The 14,400-nt window shown below is 60.5% G+C and carries 9 protein-coding genes and 1 pseudogene; 4 read left to right on the top strand and 6 right to left on the bottom strand.

All coding sequences use genetic code 11. The features are described from left to right. The 4 genes and pseudogenes from QF010_RS26050 to QF010_RS26065 form a co-directional block, all read right to left on the bottom strand. A pseudogene (locus QF010_RS26050) lies at positions 1 to 1,260 on the bottom strand (glycine dehydrogenase); the annotation flags it as partial. Positions 1,261 to 1,306: 46 nt separating this feature from the next. Then, positions 1,307 to 1,684, bottom strand: a complete 378-nt coding sequence (gene gcvH, locus QF010_RS26055) for a glycine cleavage system protein GcvH (RefSeq protein ID WP_033056715.1) — start codon at positions 1,682 to 1,684, stop codon at positions 1,307 to 1,309. A 284-nt stretch (positions 1,685 to 1,968) separates the two neighbouring features. Beyond that, positions 1,969 to 3,477, bottom strand: coding sequence for a sigma-54-dependent transcriptional regulator (locus QF010_RS26060; protein WP_429534210.1), 1,509 nt, complete (start codon positions 3,475 to 3,477; stop codon positions 1,969 to 1,971). 56 nt (positions 3,478 to 3,533) lie between these two features. Further along, positions 3,534 to 4,448 carry a LysR family transcriptional regulator gene (locus QF010_RS26065; RefSeq protein ID WP_033056713.1) on the bottom strand — a complete coding sequence of 305 codons (915 nt, stop codon included), beginning with the start codon at positions 4,446 to 4,448 and terminating at the stop codon, positions 3,534 to 3,536. A 151-nt stretch (positions 4,449 to 4,599) separates the two neighbouring features. On the opposite strand from QF010_RS26065, the gene speB reads away from it, so the two are divergent. From speB to betA, 4 genes are all read left to right on the top strand, one after another. Further along, positions 4,600 to 5,604 (top strand): agmatinase, encoded by a 1,005-nt coding sequence (speB, locus tag QF010_RS26070; protein WP_033056731.1) that lies wholly within the window; start codon positions 4,600 to 4,602, stop codon positions 5,602 to 5,604. A 27-nt stretch (positions 5,605 to 5,631) separates the two neighbouring features. Further along, positions 5,632 to 7,140, top strand: coding sequence for an aldehyde dehydrogenase family protein (locus QF010_RS26075; RefSeq protein ID WP_429534211.1), 1,509 nt, complete (start codon positions 5,632 to 5,634; stop codon positions 7,138 to 7,140). A gap of 106 nt (positions 7,141 to 7,246) precedes the next feature. Next, positions 7,247 to 8,815: a purine-cytosine permease family protein gene (locus QF010_RS26080; RefSeq protein WP_429510339.1), complete on the top strand. Its 1,569-nt coding sequence runs from the start codon at positions 7,247 to 7,249 to the stop codon at positions 8,813 to 8,815. A 2-nt stretch (positions 8,816 to 8,817) separates the two neighbouring features. Further along, the gene (gene betA / locus QF010_RS26085) at positions 8,818 to 10,506 is read left to right on the top strand and encodes a choline dehydrogenase (protein ID WP_033056710.1); all 1,689 of its coding nucleotides are present in this window, start codon (positions 8,818 to 8,820) and stop codon (positions 10,504 to 10,506) included. A 90-nt stretch (positions 10,507 to 10,596) separates the two neighbouring features. Here the strand turns inward: betA and QF010_RS26090 are convergent, their stop codons facing one another. Both QF010_RS26090 and potE read right to left on the bottom strand, forming a co-directional pair. Then, positions 10,597 to 12,882 carry an Orn/Lys/Arg family decarboxylase gene (locus tag QF010_RS26090; protein WP_033056709.1) on the bottom strand — a complete coding sequence of 762 codons (2,286 nt, stop codon included), beginning with the start codon at positions 12,880 to 12,882 and terminating at the stop codon, positions 10,597 to 10,599. A 2-nt stretch (positions 12,883 to 12,884) separates the two neighbouring features. Then, a complete protein-coding gene (potE, locus tag QF010_RS26095) occupies positions 12,885 to 14,288 on the bottom strand; it encodes a putrescine-ornithine antiporter (protein ID WP_429510336.1) in 1,404 nt (467 codons plus the stop codon). Between the last annotated feature and the right edge of the window lie 112 nt (positions 14,289 to 14,400).

Raw genomic sequence — 14,400 nt, forward strand, 5'->3', positions numbered from 1 at the left:
CAGGCCCAGACGTTCGGCATCGACCACGCGCAGGTTGATGTTTTGTGCGTGAGCCTTGTCGTGCAACGCGGCAGTTTGCGTGCCGGTGTTGAGGGGCAGGGTGTCGAAGAAGCTTTCCTGCTCGACCTTCAGACCGATGGTTTTCAAGCCTTGGGCCAGAATCGCGGTCAGGTGATGCACGCGGTTGGCGATCTGCGTCAGGCCTTTCGGGCCGTGGTACACGGCGTACATGCTGGCGATGTTGGCCAACAGCACCTGGGCGGTGCAGATGTTCGACGTGGCCTTCTCGCGGCGGATGTGTTGCTCGCGGGTCTGCATCGCCAGGCGCAGCGCCGGCTTGCCGAAACGGTCCACCGAGACACCGACCAGACGGCCCGGCATGTCGCGCTTGAACGCATCCTTGGTGGAGAAATACGCCGCGTGCGGACCACCGAAGCCCAGCGGCACGCCGAAGCGTTGCGCGCTGCCGATGGCGACGTCGGCGCCGAATTCGCCCGGCGGGGTCAGCACGGTCAGGGCCAGCAGGTCGGCGGCCACGGCGACCAGTGCGTTGGCGGCGTGGAAGCGTTCGGTCAGGGCGCGGTAATCAAACACATCCCCGTTGCTCGCCGGATATTGCAACAGGGCGCCGAAGAACGGCGTCACGTCAGTCAGTGTTTGCTCGTCGCCAACGACAATATCGATGCCCAACGGCTCGGCGCGGGTGCGCAGCACGTCGAGGGTTTGCGGGTGGCAATGCACGGAGGCGAAGAACGCATGGCTGCCTTTGTTCTTGCTCAGGCGTTTGCAGAAGGTCATGGCTTCGGCAGCGGCGGTGGCTTCGTCGAGCAGCGAGGCGTTGGCGATCGGCAGGCCGGTGAGGTCGCTGATCAGGGTCTGGAAATTCAGCAGCGCTTCGAGACGGCCCTGGGAAATTTCCGGCTGGTACGGGGTGTAGGCGGTGTACCAGGCCGGGTTTTCCAGCAGGTTGCGCAGGATCGGCGACGGCGTGTGGGTGCCGTAGTAGCCCTGGCCGATGAAGGTCTTGAACAGCTGGTTTTTGCCGGCGATGGACTTGATCAAGGCCAGGGCATCGGCTTCGCTCAGGCCGTCTTCCAGACCGAGGACGCTGGTGCCCTTGATGCTGTCGGGGATGACGCTGGCGCTCAGGGCTTCCAGCGAGTCGAAACCCAGGCTGTTGAGTATGGCTTGCTCGTCGCCGGCGCGCGGGCCGATGTGGCGGGCGATGAATTCATTACGGGTGTCGAGGAAGTTAGTCATGCAGAAGTCCTCAAGCGTGTCGAGGAAGTTAGTCATGCAGAAGTCCTCAAGCGTCGTCGTTGGTCAGGCGCTCGTAAGCGGCCTGGTCGAGCAGGGCGTCCATTGCACTTGTGTCGCTGGGGCGCATACGGAAGAACCAGCCCTCACCCAGTGCGTCTTCGTTGATTAATTCGGGGGAGCTTTCCAGCGTCGAATTCACCTCGACCACTTCGCCGTCCAAGGGCATGTACACGCTGCTGGCGGCTTTCACCGATTCCAGCACCGCCACCTCATCGCCAGCGCCGAAGGTGCGCAGTTCAGGCACCTGAACGAAGACCACGTCACCCAACGCTTGCTGGGCATACGCGGTGATACCCACGGTGATCAGGCCATCGCTCTCAAGACGCAGCCATTCGTGATCGACGGTAAAACGCAATTCGCTCATATCAACTCCTCATTGTTCAGACTCATCCACTGCTGGTGGCGGATGACGATGGACAGGCTCGCGTCGGGCAGCGAGCGTGGCTTGAGGGTTGATAGCAAGGGTGGTGCCAATCTTAATTATTTGTTTTAAATCAATGGCTTGATGTGTCTATAGGAGAATTGGTATGCAGCTTCCGTATTGAAATCAATACAGGCATGCGCAGAGGAAGGAGCGAAGTCTGGGCCAGACGCGCCGAGAAGGTTTTGTCTTGATTTCGATACGCTGTATCGATTTTAAGACAGTAGTCAGGATTTTCCGGGAATGCCGTATTTACGCAGCCGGATAGCGATCGCACTGTGCGAGGTGTGCAGGCGCGCCGCCAGTAAACGGCTGGATGGATAGCTTTGGTAAAGCTGTTCCAGCAAGTTCTTTTCAAACCCTTCGACGGCCTCTTCAAGGCTGCCAACCTCACCGTCGTTTTGCCGCTCCATCGTCGTTCTGGCGATGTCGAGGTCGTCGATGTCCACCAGCGGATTTTCGCAAATAGCGGCGGCGCGAAAAATTACGTTTTGCAGTTGCCGCACATTGCCCGGCCAGCGGTTACCGAGCAGCGCCGGGTAGGTCCCGGGCGCCAGGCGGCAGACCGGACGCTGGATTTGCGCGCACGCCTGCTGCATGAAATGGTTGGCCATCAATAGGATGTCGTGGCCGCGCTCGCGCAACGGGGGTACTTGCAGGTTGAGCACATTCAGGCGGTAAAACAGGTCCTCGCGAAAACTGCCTTCGCTGACCATTTTTTCCAGATCACGGTGCGTCGCGCTGAGGACGCGGACGTTGACCCTGACCTCACGATCGCCACCCACTCGACGGAAGCAGCCATCGCTTAAAAAGCGCAGCAACTTGGCCTGCAAGTAGGGCGACATTTCACCGACCTCGTCGAGGAACACCGTGCCCTGGTCGGCCAGTTCCAGCAGGCCGAGTTTGCCGCCGCGCTGGGCGCCGGTGAAGGCGCCCGCGGCGTAGCCGAACAGCTCGCTTTCGGCCAGGCTTTCCGGCAGTGCCGCGCAGTTCAGGGCCAGAAAGGGCGAGTCATGCCTGGCGCTGATCGCGTGGCAGGCACGCGCCACCAACTCTTTGCCGGTGCCGGTTTCGCCCTGAATCAACAGCGGCGCATCGAGCGTTGCAACACGCTGGGCGCGGGCCTTGAGGGTACGAATCGCCGGAGATTCACCGAGCAGCGCGTCGAAACCTTCGGCATGGTCATGGTGCAGCGCCGAGAGCCGTTCACCGATGCGGTTGGGTTGATACAGGGTCAGCAGGGCGCCGGCATCGGTGATCGGCATGGCGTCCAGCAGCAGCGTCTGGCCACCGAGACTGACCTCGTGCATGGGCAGGCGGTAACCGTGTTCGATCAACGTCTGTTGCAAAGAGGGATCATCGAAGAGCGCCGTCAACGGCTCACCGGCGGGTTCACGGCCGCAGAGTGCGATCAGCGCCGGGTTGGCCAGCAGCACATGACCGCGCTCATCCACTGCCAACACCGGGTCGGTGCTGGCCGCCAGTAACGCATCAAGTTGCAAGCGTCGGCGCTGCCCCGGGAGGATGTCGACCATCGTCACCGCTTGCACGCCCTGGACGCCGAGAAAGGCCTCGCGCAACTCCTCCAGCACATCGGCGCCGAGGGTGGGCGCATCGATGTAAACGTTGGGCGGCACCATCTCGACGGCATCCAGATTGAAACGGCGCCCGCCAAGCAGGGCCAGCACTTCCTGGGTGATGCCGACGCGGTCGATGAAGGTGACGTGGATGCGCATAGGTGACCTGCAAGGGTTGCGAACAGAATGAGTATGACCGGCACCACCTGTGTCTGTCAGGTGGTGCCGGTGGTGCGTGAACAGGCGGCCAGATCCTCAAGGAACGCCTGAAGGATTGGCGGCGGGGCAGTGCCGCGTCGGGTGATCACGTCGAACGGCGACATCAGTTGCAAGCTGCTGGGCGCCAGTTGATGCATCTCGCCGGTCTTGACCCACTGGGCGGCGAAGTGCATCGGCAGAAAGCCCAGATAGGCGCCGGAGATCAGCAGAATCGCTAGCGCTTCGATGTTGTCCACCGTAGCCGCAGCCTTGCTGACGCCCAGGTGTTCCAGGTCGTATTGCTGCATGTAGCCCCTGACCACAATCCGGCTTGCGGCAATCTCTTCGAGCAGTTCGTCGCCCTCGGCCTTGCTCCCATACAGCGGATGCCGCCGCCCGCAATACAAGCCCAGTGCTTCCTGATACAGCGGCGAGTGCAGCAGGCCCGGAACGTAGATCGGGAAGTGCCCGATGGCCAGGTGCAGTCGGCCGTCGAGCACGCGTTCTTCCAGTTCTGCGGGGGTGCCGACGTACACGTTCAGGTGCACATCATGCCCTCTGGATACGAAGCGCTGGGTGGTGCGCGGCAGTGGAGAATCGGGATCGGTAATGGTGGTGTCGATGATCCCCAGATTGAGTTTGCCGCTGATGTGCTGCTTGAGCACGTCAGCGTCCATGCAGAAGTTTTCCACCGCCGAGAGCAGGCGCTGAGTGGCTTCGTGGATCGCCACACCTTGCTCGGTCAGGCGAAAGCCGCTGCGCCCGCGTTGACAGAGTTTGACCCCCAGCCGGGTTTCCAGATGAGTCATCTGTTCGCTGATGGTTGACTGGCCGGCATTCAACGCCGCCTGCGCGGCAGAGAAACCGCCGCACCTGACAATCGTGGCAAACACCCTGAGCAGTTTCAGATCGACATCGTGTAGCTGGATCACCTCGAACCTCCCGCGTGTGGATGCATCGGTAATGCCGATATGAGTATCTGATGTTTAGCATTTTTTCCACGAAAACCTGCGCCCATAGTCATTCCAACGGCGGTCGCCTTCCACGTCCGCTAGCTGATAACAAGAATTGGAGATGCCTGAAATGTCGAACAACGGTTATGAATCCGGTCGCCTGAACCTGCCATTCGTGGGTCACTGCACCTTTGGCAAATCCCCGGTGTGCACCGATTGGGATGCATTGGATGCGGACGTGGCGGTCCTCGGTGTGCCCAACGACATGGGCACCCAGTGGCGTTCCGGCGCACGCTTTGGACCACGCGGCATTCGTGAGGCATCGACCCTGTTTTCCTTCGGCCATGCCGGCGCCTATGACCACGAAGATGACGTCATGTACCTGACCGCCGCCGACGTGCGCATGGTCGACGTGGGTGATGCCGACATCGTGCACACCGACATGGTCACCAGCAACGAGAACACCGAATACGCCGTACGCAAGATTCTGGATGCCGGTGTCATGCCGGTTGTACTCGGTGGCGATCACTCGGTTCACGCGCCGGTGATCAAGGCGTTCGAGGGCCGTGGCCCGATCCACATCATCCACTTCGATGCACACCTGGACTTCGTCGACGAGCGTCATGGCGTTCGCTACGGCCATGGCAACCCGCTGCGTCGCGCGTCCGAAATGAACCACATCGTCGGCATGACCCAGATGGGCATCCGCAACGTGTCGTCGTCCAACCGTGACGACTATGAAGCCGCCCATGCAGCCGGCTCGAAGATCCTTTCGGTCCGTGATGTACGTCGCCTCGGCGTCGAAGGTGTGCTGGCGTTGATCCCGCAGAACATCAACTACTACATCACCATCGACATCGACGGTTTCGACCCGTCCATCGCCCCTGGCACCGGTACCCCAAGTCACGGCGGCTTCCTTTATTACGAAGTGCTGGAAATCATCCAGGCCCTGGCCAAACGCAGCCAAGGCAACATCGTTGGCATGGATCTGGTGGAGGTTGCACCGGTTTATGACCCTACCGGCATGACCTCGATTCTGGCGGCGCAACTGCTGCTCAACAGCATCGGTTTCATCTTCCATGAGCGGGCTCAAGCACGGAACGCCATGAGCGAAACCACCACGGCCACGGCGTGATCTGACCGCCGCACAGAGGGTATGAAAATGGACACGATCGTTAAGCAGTATTTGCAGAAATTCGGTGTATCCGAAGCCACCCAAACCTTCCTCAGCAAGGTTCAGAAAATGTTCATCGGTGGCGCCTTTGTCGAGGCCAGTGACGGGCAGACATCCGATGTTATCGAGCCGTCGACCGAGGGCCTGATCACCCGTATTCCGATGGGCACTACCGAGGATCTGGACCGCGCCGTGCAAGCCGCCCGCGCACAGTTTGACGGTGGCGCCTGGCGTCAGGCCAAACCGGCAGAACGCGAGCGGTTGATGCAACGCCTGGCGGACCTGATTGAAAGCAACGCAGCCGAACTGGCGGAAATCGAATCAATCGACATGGGCAAGTCAGTCGCCTTCGCGCGGGATGTCGATATCCAGGGCACCGTCGACACGCTGCGTTATTTCGCCGGCTGGGCGACCAAGCTGCATGGCCGAACCGTTGAACCGTCTCTGCCCGGCAACTACCTGGCTTATACCCGCAAGGAAGCGGTGGGTGTGGTCGGCGCCATCGTGCCCTGGAACTTCCCGCTGCAAACCATGGCCTGGAAGCTCGGCGCGGCGCTGGCAACCGGTTGCACCGTGGTGGTCAAACCCGCTGAACTGACTTCGCTGTCGGCCTTGCGCTTTGCCGAACTGGTGCAGGAAGCCGGCATCCCGGACGGGGTGATCAACATCGTGACCGGACGCGGCAGCGTGGTCGGTGCGGCGATGGCCACACACCCCGGTATCGACAAGCTCACCTTCACCGGCTCGACCCCGGTCGGCCGTACCGTTGGCCGCGCCGCGCTGGACGAAATGAAGCGACTAACCCTCGAACTCGGAGGAAAATCACCGGTAATCGTATTGGCCGATGCCGACGTGCCGGCCGCCGCCCAGGCCATTGCCAACGGCGTGTTTTTCAACTCTGGCCAGGTGTGTGATGCCGGTACTCGCGCCTACATTCATCGCAGCGTCTACGACGAATTCCTGCGCGAACTGATTGCCTACACCCGCACGCTGAAAATCGCACCGGGCCTGGATCCGGACTGCTTCATCAGCCCGTTGGTCTCGGCGTTGCAGAAGCAGCGAGTGACCGACTACATCGAAACCGGCAAGCAAGAGGGCGCCGAACTGGTCTACGGCGGCCAGCCTGTCGAGGGCCCCGGCTTCTTCGTCGAGCCGACCATTTTTGCCCATTGCCGCAACGACATGCGCATCGTCCAGGAAGAGATCTTTGGTCCGGTGCTGGTCACCGCACCGTTCGACGATGAAGAAGAGGCTTTGGCCCTGGCCAATGACTCGCCCTACGGCCTGGCGGCGGCACTGTATTCCAATGACCTTGGAAAGGTGCACAGCCTGATCCCGCGGCTGAAAGCGGGTTCGGTCTACGTCAACGCCCATGGCACCCTCGACCCGTCGATGCCGTTCGGTGGCTACAAGCAGTCCGGGTTCGGCAAGGACCTGGGCGCGGAGCAGCTCGATTACCTGCTCGAAACCAAGGCGGTCTGGATCACGCTCCCCTGAGTCATGGCTGACTCAACCCCTGTGGGAATTCGCTCCCACAGGGTGCGTCGTATACCCAAAAGAACGCAGTTACCTCGTCATGATCTTCCAAAAATAAGAGTACATCATGAACATTGACGCCAAAGCCGCCCCAAGCGTGTCGCTCCTCGACGACAAACCTATCGTCGAAGGGCATTCAATCGATTTCATTCCGGAGAACGAGCGCACCGATAAACTGTCGAGCCAGGGCCCGTTCTGGTTCCTCGGCAATTTCACCTTCTTCACCATGACCATCGGCTTCGTCGGCCCGAGCGTCGGCCTGACCGCGCTCTGGACCACACTCGCCGGCACGCTGGGCATCATGTTCGGCACGCTGTTCATGGCGTTTCACGGCTCGCAAGGCCCGCACCTTGGCCTGCCGCAGATGATTCAGTCCCGTGCGCAGTTCGGCTATCGCGGTGTGATCCTGGTGCTGCTGGCGACGCTGTTTGTGTTCGCCGGTTTCAACATCGTCAACCTGGTGTTGATGATGCAGGGGCTGCACACGCTATTCGGCTTCGACCCCGCGCTGATCGCGGTGGCGGTGACGATACCGGCGGCAGTGTTGGCGATCCTCGGGCATGACTGGATGCACCGCAGTTTCAAATGGGCGTTGTACCTGTCGCTTCCGCTTTACGGCCTGGTGACGTTAGCGGTGTTGATGGGCTGGGTTCCCGATGCCGCGATGCCGGTACTCGCGGCCGGTGAAGTGGCCCCGGCGCCATTGGGCTTCAACTGGACCGGTTTCATCGCCCAGTTCGCGGCAGCGGCGAGTTACAACATCGCTTACGCCCCGTATGTGTCCGACTATTCGCGTTACCTGCCGAAGAACACCTCCAGCGGCAAACTGATCGCGGTGGTATTCCTGGGTGCCTCGTTGTCCGGCGCATGGATGATTTCCGTCGGTGGATGGCTGGCCGATCACCTGCATTCCACGGACGTGCTGGTGGCCCTTGGGCAAGTCGGCAACACCGTGTCGCCGCTGATGGGAACTGTGGTGGTGGTCGTGACGATCCTGGCGTTCCTGCCGGTCATCGCCATGAACATCTACAGCGCGAAGTTGACCACGCTGACCTGCGTCGACTCTATCAAGCACATCGAACCGACGCGCAAGGCGCGCATCCTGGCCATCGGCTTTGTGATCCTGCTGCAACTGGGCGTCGCGCTGAGCATCCAGAGTTCGGGCAAAGGCTTGTCGGTGTTGGGCATCTACCTGGTGGTGATGCTGTACTTCCTGGTGCCCTGGACCTCGGTCAACCTGACGGACTACTTCTTCGTCCGCAAGGGTCGCTACGCCATCCCGCACTTCTTCATGCCCCACGGCAACATCTACGGCAGCTGGGGCCTGCGCGGCATCGCGGCGTACGCCATCGGCTTCATTTCGATGATCCCGTTCTTCTACATCTACGATGGCGTTGAGCAGCGTGAGGTCTATGTCGGCCCGCTCGCCAAAGCGCTCGGCAGCATCGACATTGCCTGGCTCGTCGGGCTGATCGTGTCGGGGCTGGTGTACTACTGGTTCAGCCGCTCGATCGACCTCAAGCGCGAAGAAATGGTCATCCAGCACATCGAAAAAACATCCCCGCAATACACCACCGGCGACACGTTGACCAAGCCGTCGTTGCCCGTTTTCGACAAATCGGCGGTCCGGAGATAATCATGGTTACGCAAAAGTACGACTACATCATCATCGGTGCCGGCTCGGCAGGTTGTGTGTTGGCCAACCGCTTGAGCGAAGACCCGGCCGCTTCAGTTTTGGTGCTGGAATTCGGCGGCAGCGATCGCAGTGTGGTGATCCAGATGCCGAGCGCGTTTTCGATCCCGATGAACACCAAGAAGTACAACTGGCGCTACGAGACCGAGCCCGAGCCGTTCCTCAACGGACGTCGTATCCACTGCCCAAGGGGCAAAGTGCTCGGTGGCTCATCGTCAATCAATGGCCTGGTGTACATCCGTGGCCACGCCTATGACTTTGACGAATGGGAGTCCCTCGGTGCAGAGGGTTGGGGCTACCGCAATTGCCTGCCTTACTTCAAACGGGCCGAGCATTACGAGGAGGGCGGTGACGGCTATCGCGGCAGCACCGGCCCCTTGCACACCACCAACGGCAATCACATGAAAAACCCGTTGTACGGAGCCTGGGTCGAGGCCGGCGCAGAAGCGGGCTACATCAAGACCGATGACTGCAACGGCTACATGCAGGAAGGCTTCGGTGCCATGCACATGACGGTGAAAAACGGCGTGCGCTGCTCCACGGCCAACGCTTACCTGCGCCCGGCCATGGGACGTCCGAACCTGACCGTGATCACCCATGCAATGACCCGCCAGATCATCCTTGAAGGCAAGCGAGCCGTCGGCGTCATGTATGACCACGAAGGCCAGACGCACCAGGTCTATTGCAACCGTGAGGTGCTGATTTCCTCGGGCCCCATCGGTTCACCGCACCTGTTGCAACGCTCCGGTATCGGCCCGGCCGAGGTCCTGCGCAAAGCCGGGATCGGCGTCCGTCATGACCTGCCGGGAGTAGGGGAGAACCTGCAGGATCACGCCGAGGTTTACATCCAGTTCGGCTGCAAGGAACCGGTGACGCTCAACAGCAAAATGGACCCGCTGAGCAAACTGATGATCGGCCTGCGCTGGCTGTTGTTCAAGGACGGACTCGGCGCCACCAACCATTTCGAGGCCGGTGGTTTCATTCGCTCGGACAAGGGCCTGCGCTGGCCGGACATTCAGTTCCACTTTCTGCCCGCAGCCATGCGTTATGACGGCAACAAACCGATCAAGGGCCACGGCTTCATGGTGCTCACCGGGCCGAACAAACCGAAGAGTCGCGGCTATGTCCGGGCGCGTTCCGCTGACCCTTACGAACATCCGCAGATTCAGTTCAACTACCTGCAACGCGAGGAAGACCGCGAAGGTTTCCGCCGTTGCATTCGCCTGACTCGCGAGATCATCGGCCAGCCGGCGATGGACCGTTTCCGCGACGGCGAGATCGCCCCCGGACCACAGGTGAACACCGACGAAGAAATCGACGCCTTCGTGCGTGAAAACCTCGAAAGCACCTACCATCCTTGCGGCTCATGCCGCATGGGCGAGGACGAGATGGCAGTGGTTGATTCCGAGTTGCGTGTGCGGGGCATCGCGGGTTTGCGGGTGATCGACTCATCGGTGTTCCCGACCGAGCCAAACGGCAACCTCAATGCACCGACCATCATGCTGGCGGAGCGGGCCTCCGATCTGGTTCGCGGGCGCACCATGCTGCCAGCGTCCGATGCGCCCGTCGGGCTGGTCCAGGATTGGGAAACCAGCCAGCGCTCATCGTTACCAGGACGCAATGTCAGGGTTTGAACCCGACGGGTTAATCGCTTGGGAAACATGTAAAACGGGCGCCCTTAGGGCGCCCGTTTTTTTTACTTCGCATCACCTACAGGCGCTAGCTCATTTCAGTACCAGCAAGCGATAAACTCCGCCCTCACTTTCGATCCCATGGGTGTCATGGGTGAAACCCGGGAAGGATCTGTCGAAGGCTTCCAGCGCCTTGAGATACGCCAGCAAAGGCCCATCCGCAGCCCCGGCGTTTTCACCTGGCATCAGCAATGGAATACCCGGTGGATACGGCACGATCCCGGTTGCGGCGATGCGTCCGGCGGCTTCTTCGAGCGTCACCCGTTCGATTTCGTTTCTGACCAGTTTTTCGTAGGCCTCCACCGGGCTGAATTCGGCTTTCGGCAGTGTGCCGAACGCTTGGGCCATGTTGGCGGTGGTTTTGTGTTTCTTCATGGCAGCGAAGATTTCGTCGGCCAGGTCCTTGAGGCCCATGCCAGCGTAACGAGACTGGTTGGCGGCCAGCAGATCCGGCAGGCACAGTTCCAGTTCGGCGTTGTCGTCGTAGTCGCGTTTGAAGTCGAGCAGGGCATTGAGCAAGGTGCCCCATTTGCCTTTGGTGATGCCGATGGAGAACAGGAACAGGATGGTGAAGTCGGTGGTTTTCTCGACCACGATGCCCTGACGTCCCAGGTAGGCCGTGAGCACACAAGCCGGGATACCCGAGTCGAGCAGTTTGCCGTCGTCGCCCATGCCCGGGCTGAGCACCGAGACCTTGATCGGGTCGAGCATGCAGTAGCCTTCTTCGATGTCACCGAAGCCGTGCCATACCGCGTTGGGATGCAGTACCCAGCAGTTCGGCTCGGTTTTCAACAGCACCGGGTCGACTTCATGGAACGGCACGGTGGTCGCGCCAACCTGCACGGTCGGCGGCTGCCAGCAGGTAAAGAACCAGTCATCCTTGCTCAGCATCTCGTTGTGCATGCGCGAGACGACCTGGCGGAAACTGATGGCTTCTTCGATTGATTCGGTGGTGAGGATTTGCCCGCTGGGCGCTTCCATCATCGCCGAGCTGACGTCGCAGGACGCCATGATCGCGTAGTTCGGTGAAGTCGAGGCGTGCATCATGTACGACTCGTTGAAGCGCCCGTGTTCGATCGGGTTGCGGCCGTTACGCACGTGAATCATTGAGGCCTGGGACAGGGCAGCCAGCAACTTGTGGGTCGACTGGGTGGCGAACACGGTCGGCTTCGAGTCGTCGTGATCGTCCGGGCTACCGTGCATGGCGTGGCGCTCGCGGTACAGCGGGTTGAAACGCGCATAACCGTACCAGGCTTCATCGAAATGCAGGCGATCGACGCTTTGCCCCAGCAACTCTTCGACGCGGGTGACGTTATAGGTCAGGCCGTCGTAGGTGGAGTTGGTGATGATGGCGTGGACGGGTGTCGGGTCGATGCCTTGCTTGACCAGCGGGTTGCTGGCGATAGCGGCTTTCACGCCTTCGGCGCTCAGGGTTTGCGGCAGGATCGGGCCGATGATGCCGTAGCGGTTGCGGGTCGGCACCAGATAGGTCGGAATCGCACCGGACAGGGTCATCGCATGTTCGGCAGACTTGTGGCAGTTGCGGTCGCACAGGGCGATCTGATTGCGCGTGACGCTGGCCATGAGGATGACGCGGTTGGACATCGACGAGCCGTTGGTGACGTAGTAGGTGCGGTGGGCCCCGAACACTTTGGCGGCGTAGCGCTCGCCCTGGCCGATGGGGCCGCTGTGATCGAGCAGCGAACCGAGTTCACCGACCGAAATCGACAGGTCGGAACGCAGCAGGTTCTCGCCAAAAAACTCGTAGAAGGCGCGGCCCGCGGTGCTCTTCAAAAACGCTGTGCCACCAGCATGTCCAGGGGTGTGCCACGAGTATTCATAGGTGCGGGAAAACTTCACCAGCGCCCCGAACATGGGGGGCAGGGCGGCTTGGCGATAACGCTCGATGGCCGCCAGGATGCGTCCGCTGAGGAAGCGGCTGGTGTCTTCGGGCAACCAGATGAAGTCGTCGGCGTGTTGCATGACCACCAGCGGAATGCTCGACGCGGTGCTGCGGTCGCTAATCAAGAAAACCGGCACCCGGGTGTTGCGCTCACGCAGGCTGACCAGCAGTTGGATACATTCCTCGTGGCCTTCGCTTTTGTCCATTTCCCAGCTGAGCAGCACGCATTGAATGGCGGGGTCCGAGCGCAGGATCGACGTGGCGTCGCTCAGGGATTCCGACGCCAGTACCCGGACGGCGCGTTCCTCCACATCGTTGATCAACTGATGCAGGGCGCGACCAAAGACAGTGCGTTTGTCCGGCGGGCTGCTGACCAACAGCGTGAGCATTCCGAGCGAATGTCTATATTCCGTCATGATTAAGCCTCCACTTTGACTGCTTGCAAGTTATTGACCGGCACCGGCTCGCCCGTGATGTGTTGAGCGCTGACGGTCTGCGTCGGTACGCTGTTGTTGAGCGCTTCGAGGCGGATCAGGCGGTTGTTGACGAAGCCAAACAGCGTGTAACCAAAGATCGTTGCCACGCCGCCGAGCATCAGTGCCTGCGCGCCCGAACTGTAGAGCGCCAGGTAGCTGTAAGCCGCCGCCACCCACGCGATGATGTTGGTTATCAGCGCCGAGCCCGCCGGTACGTTGGAGATCTTTTGAATGGTCATCAACGCGGCCATGGAGAGGATGTAGGGCACCAGGTTGGTGACCACCGCGAGATTGACGAGCGTGTCGAACTGCTTGCTCAGGTCAGGGCTGATGGTGAGCAAAGCCAGCGCCGTCTGCACCGCCAGCAGTACCAGCATGCCGATAATGGGGGTTCCGGCCTTGTTGGCCTTGGCAAAGATCGACAGGAAATAACCGGTGTCTGCCGAGCTTTTGTAGACCTGAGCAATGGTGAATTGCCAACCCAGCAGCGAACCGATGCACGCCAGTACCATCGCGGCCATCACAATGTCGCCGACCAGAGGGGTGAACATTTTGGCAAAGACCAGCCCGAACGGTGCAGTGGAGGAGGCCAGTTCCGGGTTGCCGACGATACCGGCGATGACATTGGTGGAGACGATGTAGATCACCGCCGCGCCGAGTGTGCCTCCGAGTACTGCAATAGGTACGTTCTTCTCCGGATTTTCCACGGCATCGGTGTTGGCGCACGCCGACTCCAGGCCGAGGAACGCCCATAAGGTGATCGCCACCGATGCACCTGCAGCTTCGAACCAGCCCATGTTGTGGGGGTTCCAGCCGGCGGCGTAGACACTGCTGTCGAACCAGAACCAGCCAATGGTGGACACCAGCACCACCGGCGCAATCACTCCCCAAACCGTAACCGCACCGATCCGCCCGGTAATCCGCGCACCGCCGAAGTTGGCGAAAGTGGTGATCCACAATAGAGCGATGGTCGCCAGACCCACTTGCAGTGAGCCCAGTTGAATATGGAACAGCTCCTGAATATAGCCGACCGCCGTAATACTGATCGCCACGTTGGCAATCAACAGCGAGAGGCCATAGGTGTAGTTCGTAATGTAGTTGCCCGCCTTGCCGAAGGTGTATTCGGCATAGCCGCCCATGCCCCCGGTCTTCCGGCTAAGCATCCCGCAACGCGCAAAGGCATAGGCCAGCGCCAGGGAGCCAGTGGCCGTGATCAGCCAGGAAAGGATGGAAATACCGCCGACTTCGGCGAGTTTTGTGGGGAGCAGCACAATGCCGGAGCCCAACATGTTGACGGCTGTCAACATCGTCAGTTGCCCCACTGTCATTTTCTTTGCGACTGACATTCCGTTGCCTCATTTGGTGGCGGGAGAGAGTGTTAGCTATAGCAAAAGATTGAAATGTCGCAAGAAATGTCCGTAAGACACCGAGAAAACAAGCTATAGCGCATGTAAGGCA

The sequence above is a fragment of the Pseudomonas silensiensis genome, from assembly GCF_050434865.1.
Taxonomy (GTDB): domain Bacteria; phylum Pseudomonadota; class Gammaproteobacteria; order Pseudomonadales; family Pseudomonadaceae; genus Aquipseudomonas; species Aquipseudomonas fluorescens_W.

Bases quoted from the DNA above. Each gene is read 5' to 3' on its own strand.
- gcvH (WP_033056715.1), bottom strand. From the start codon at position 1,684: ATGAGCGAATTGCGTTTTACCGTCGATCACGAATGGCTGCGTCTTGAG.
- QF010_RS26060 (WP_429534210.1), bottom strand. From the start codon at position 3,477: ATGCGCATCCACGTCACCTTCATCGACCGCGTCGGCATCACCCAGGAA.
- speB (WP_033056731.1), top strand. From the start codon at position 4,600: ATGTCGAACAACGGTTATGAATCCGGTCGCCTGAACCTGCCATTCGTG.
- QF010_RS26075 (WP_429534211.1), top strand. From the start codon at position 5,632: ATGGACACGATCGTTAAGCAGTATTTGCAGAAATTCGGTGTATCCGAA.
- QF010_RS26080 (WP_429510339.1), top strand. From the start codon at position 7,247: ATGAACATTGACGCCAAAGCCGCCCCAAGCGTGTCGCTCCTCGACGAC.
- betA (WP_033056710.1), top strand. From the start codon at position 8,818: ATGGTTACGCAAAAGTACGACTACATCATCATCGGTGCCGGCTCGGCA.
- QF010_RS26090 (WP_033056709.1), bottom strand. From the start codon at position 12,882: ATGACGGAATATAGACATTCGCTCGGAATGCTCACGCTGTTGGTCAGC.
- potE (WP_429510336.1), bottom strand. From the start codon at position 14,288: ATGTCAGTCGCAAAGAAAATGACAGTGGGGCAACTGACGATGTTGACA.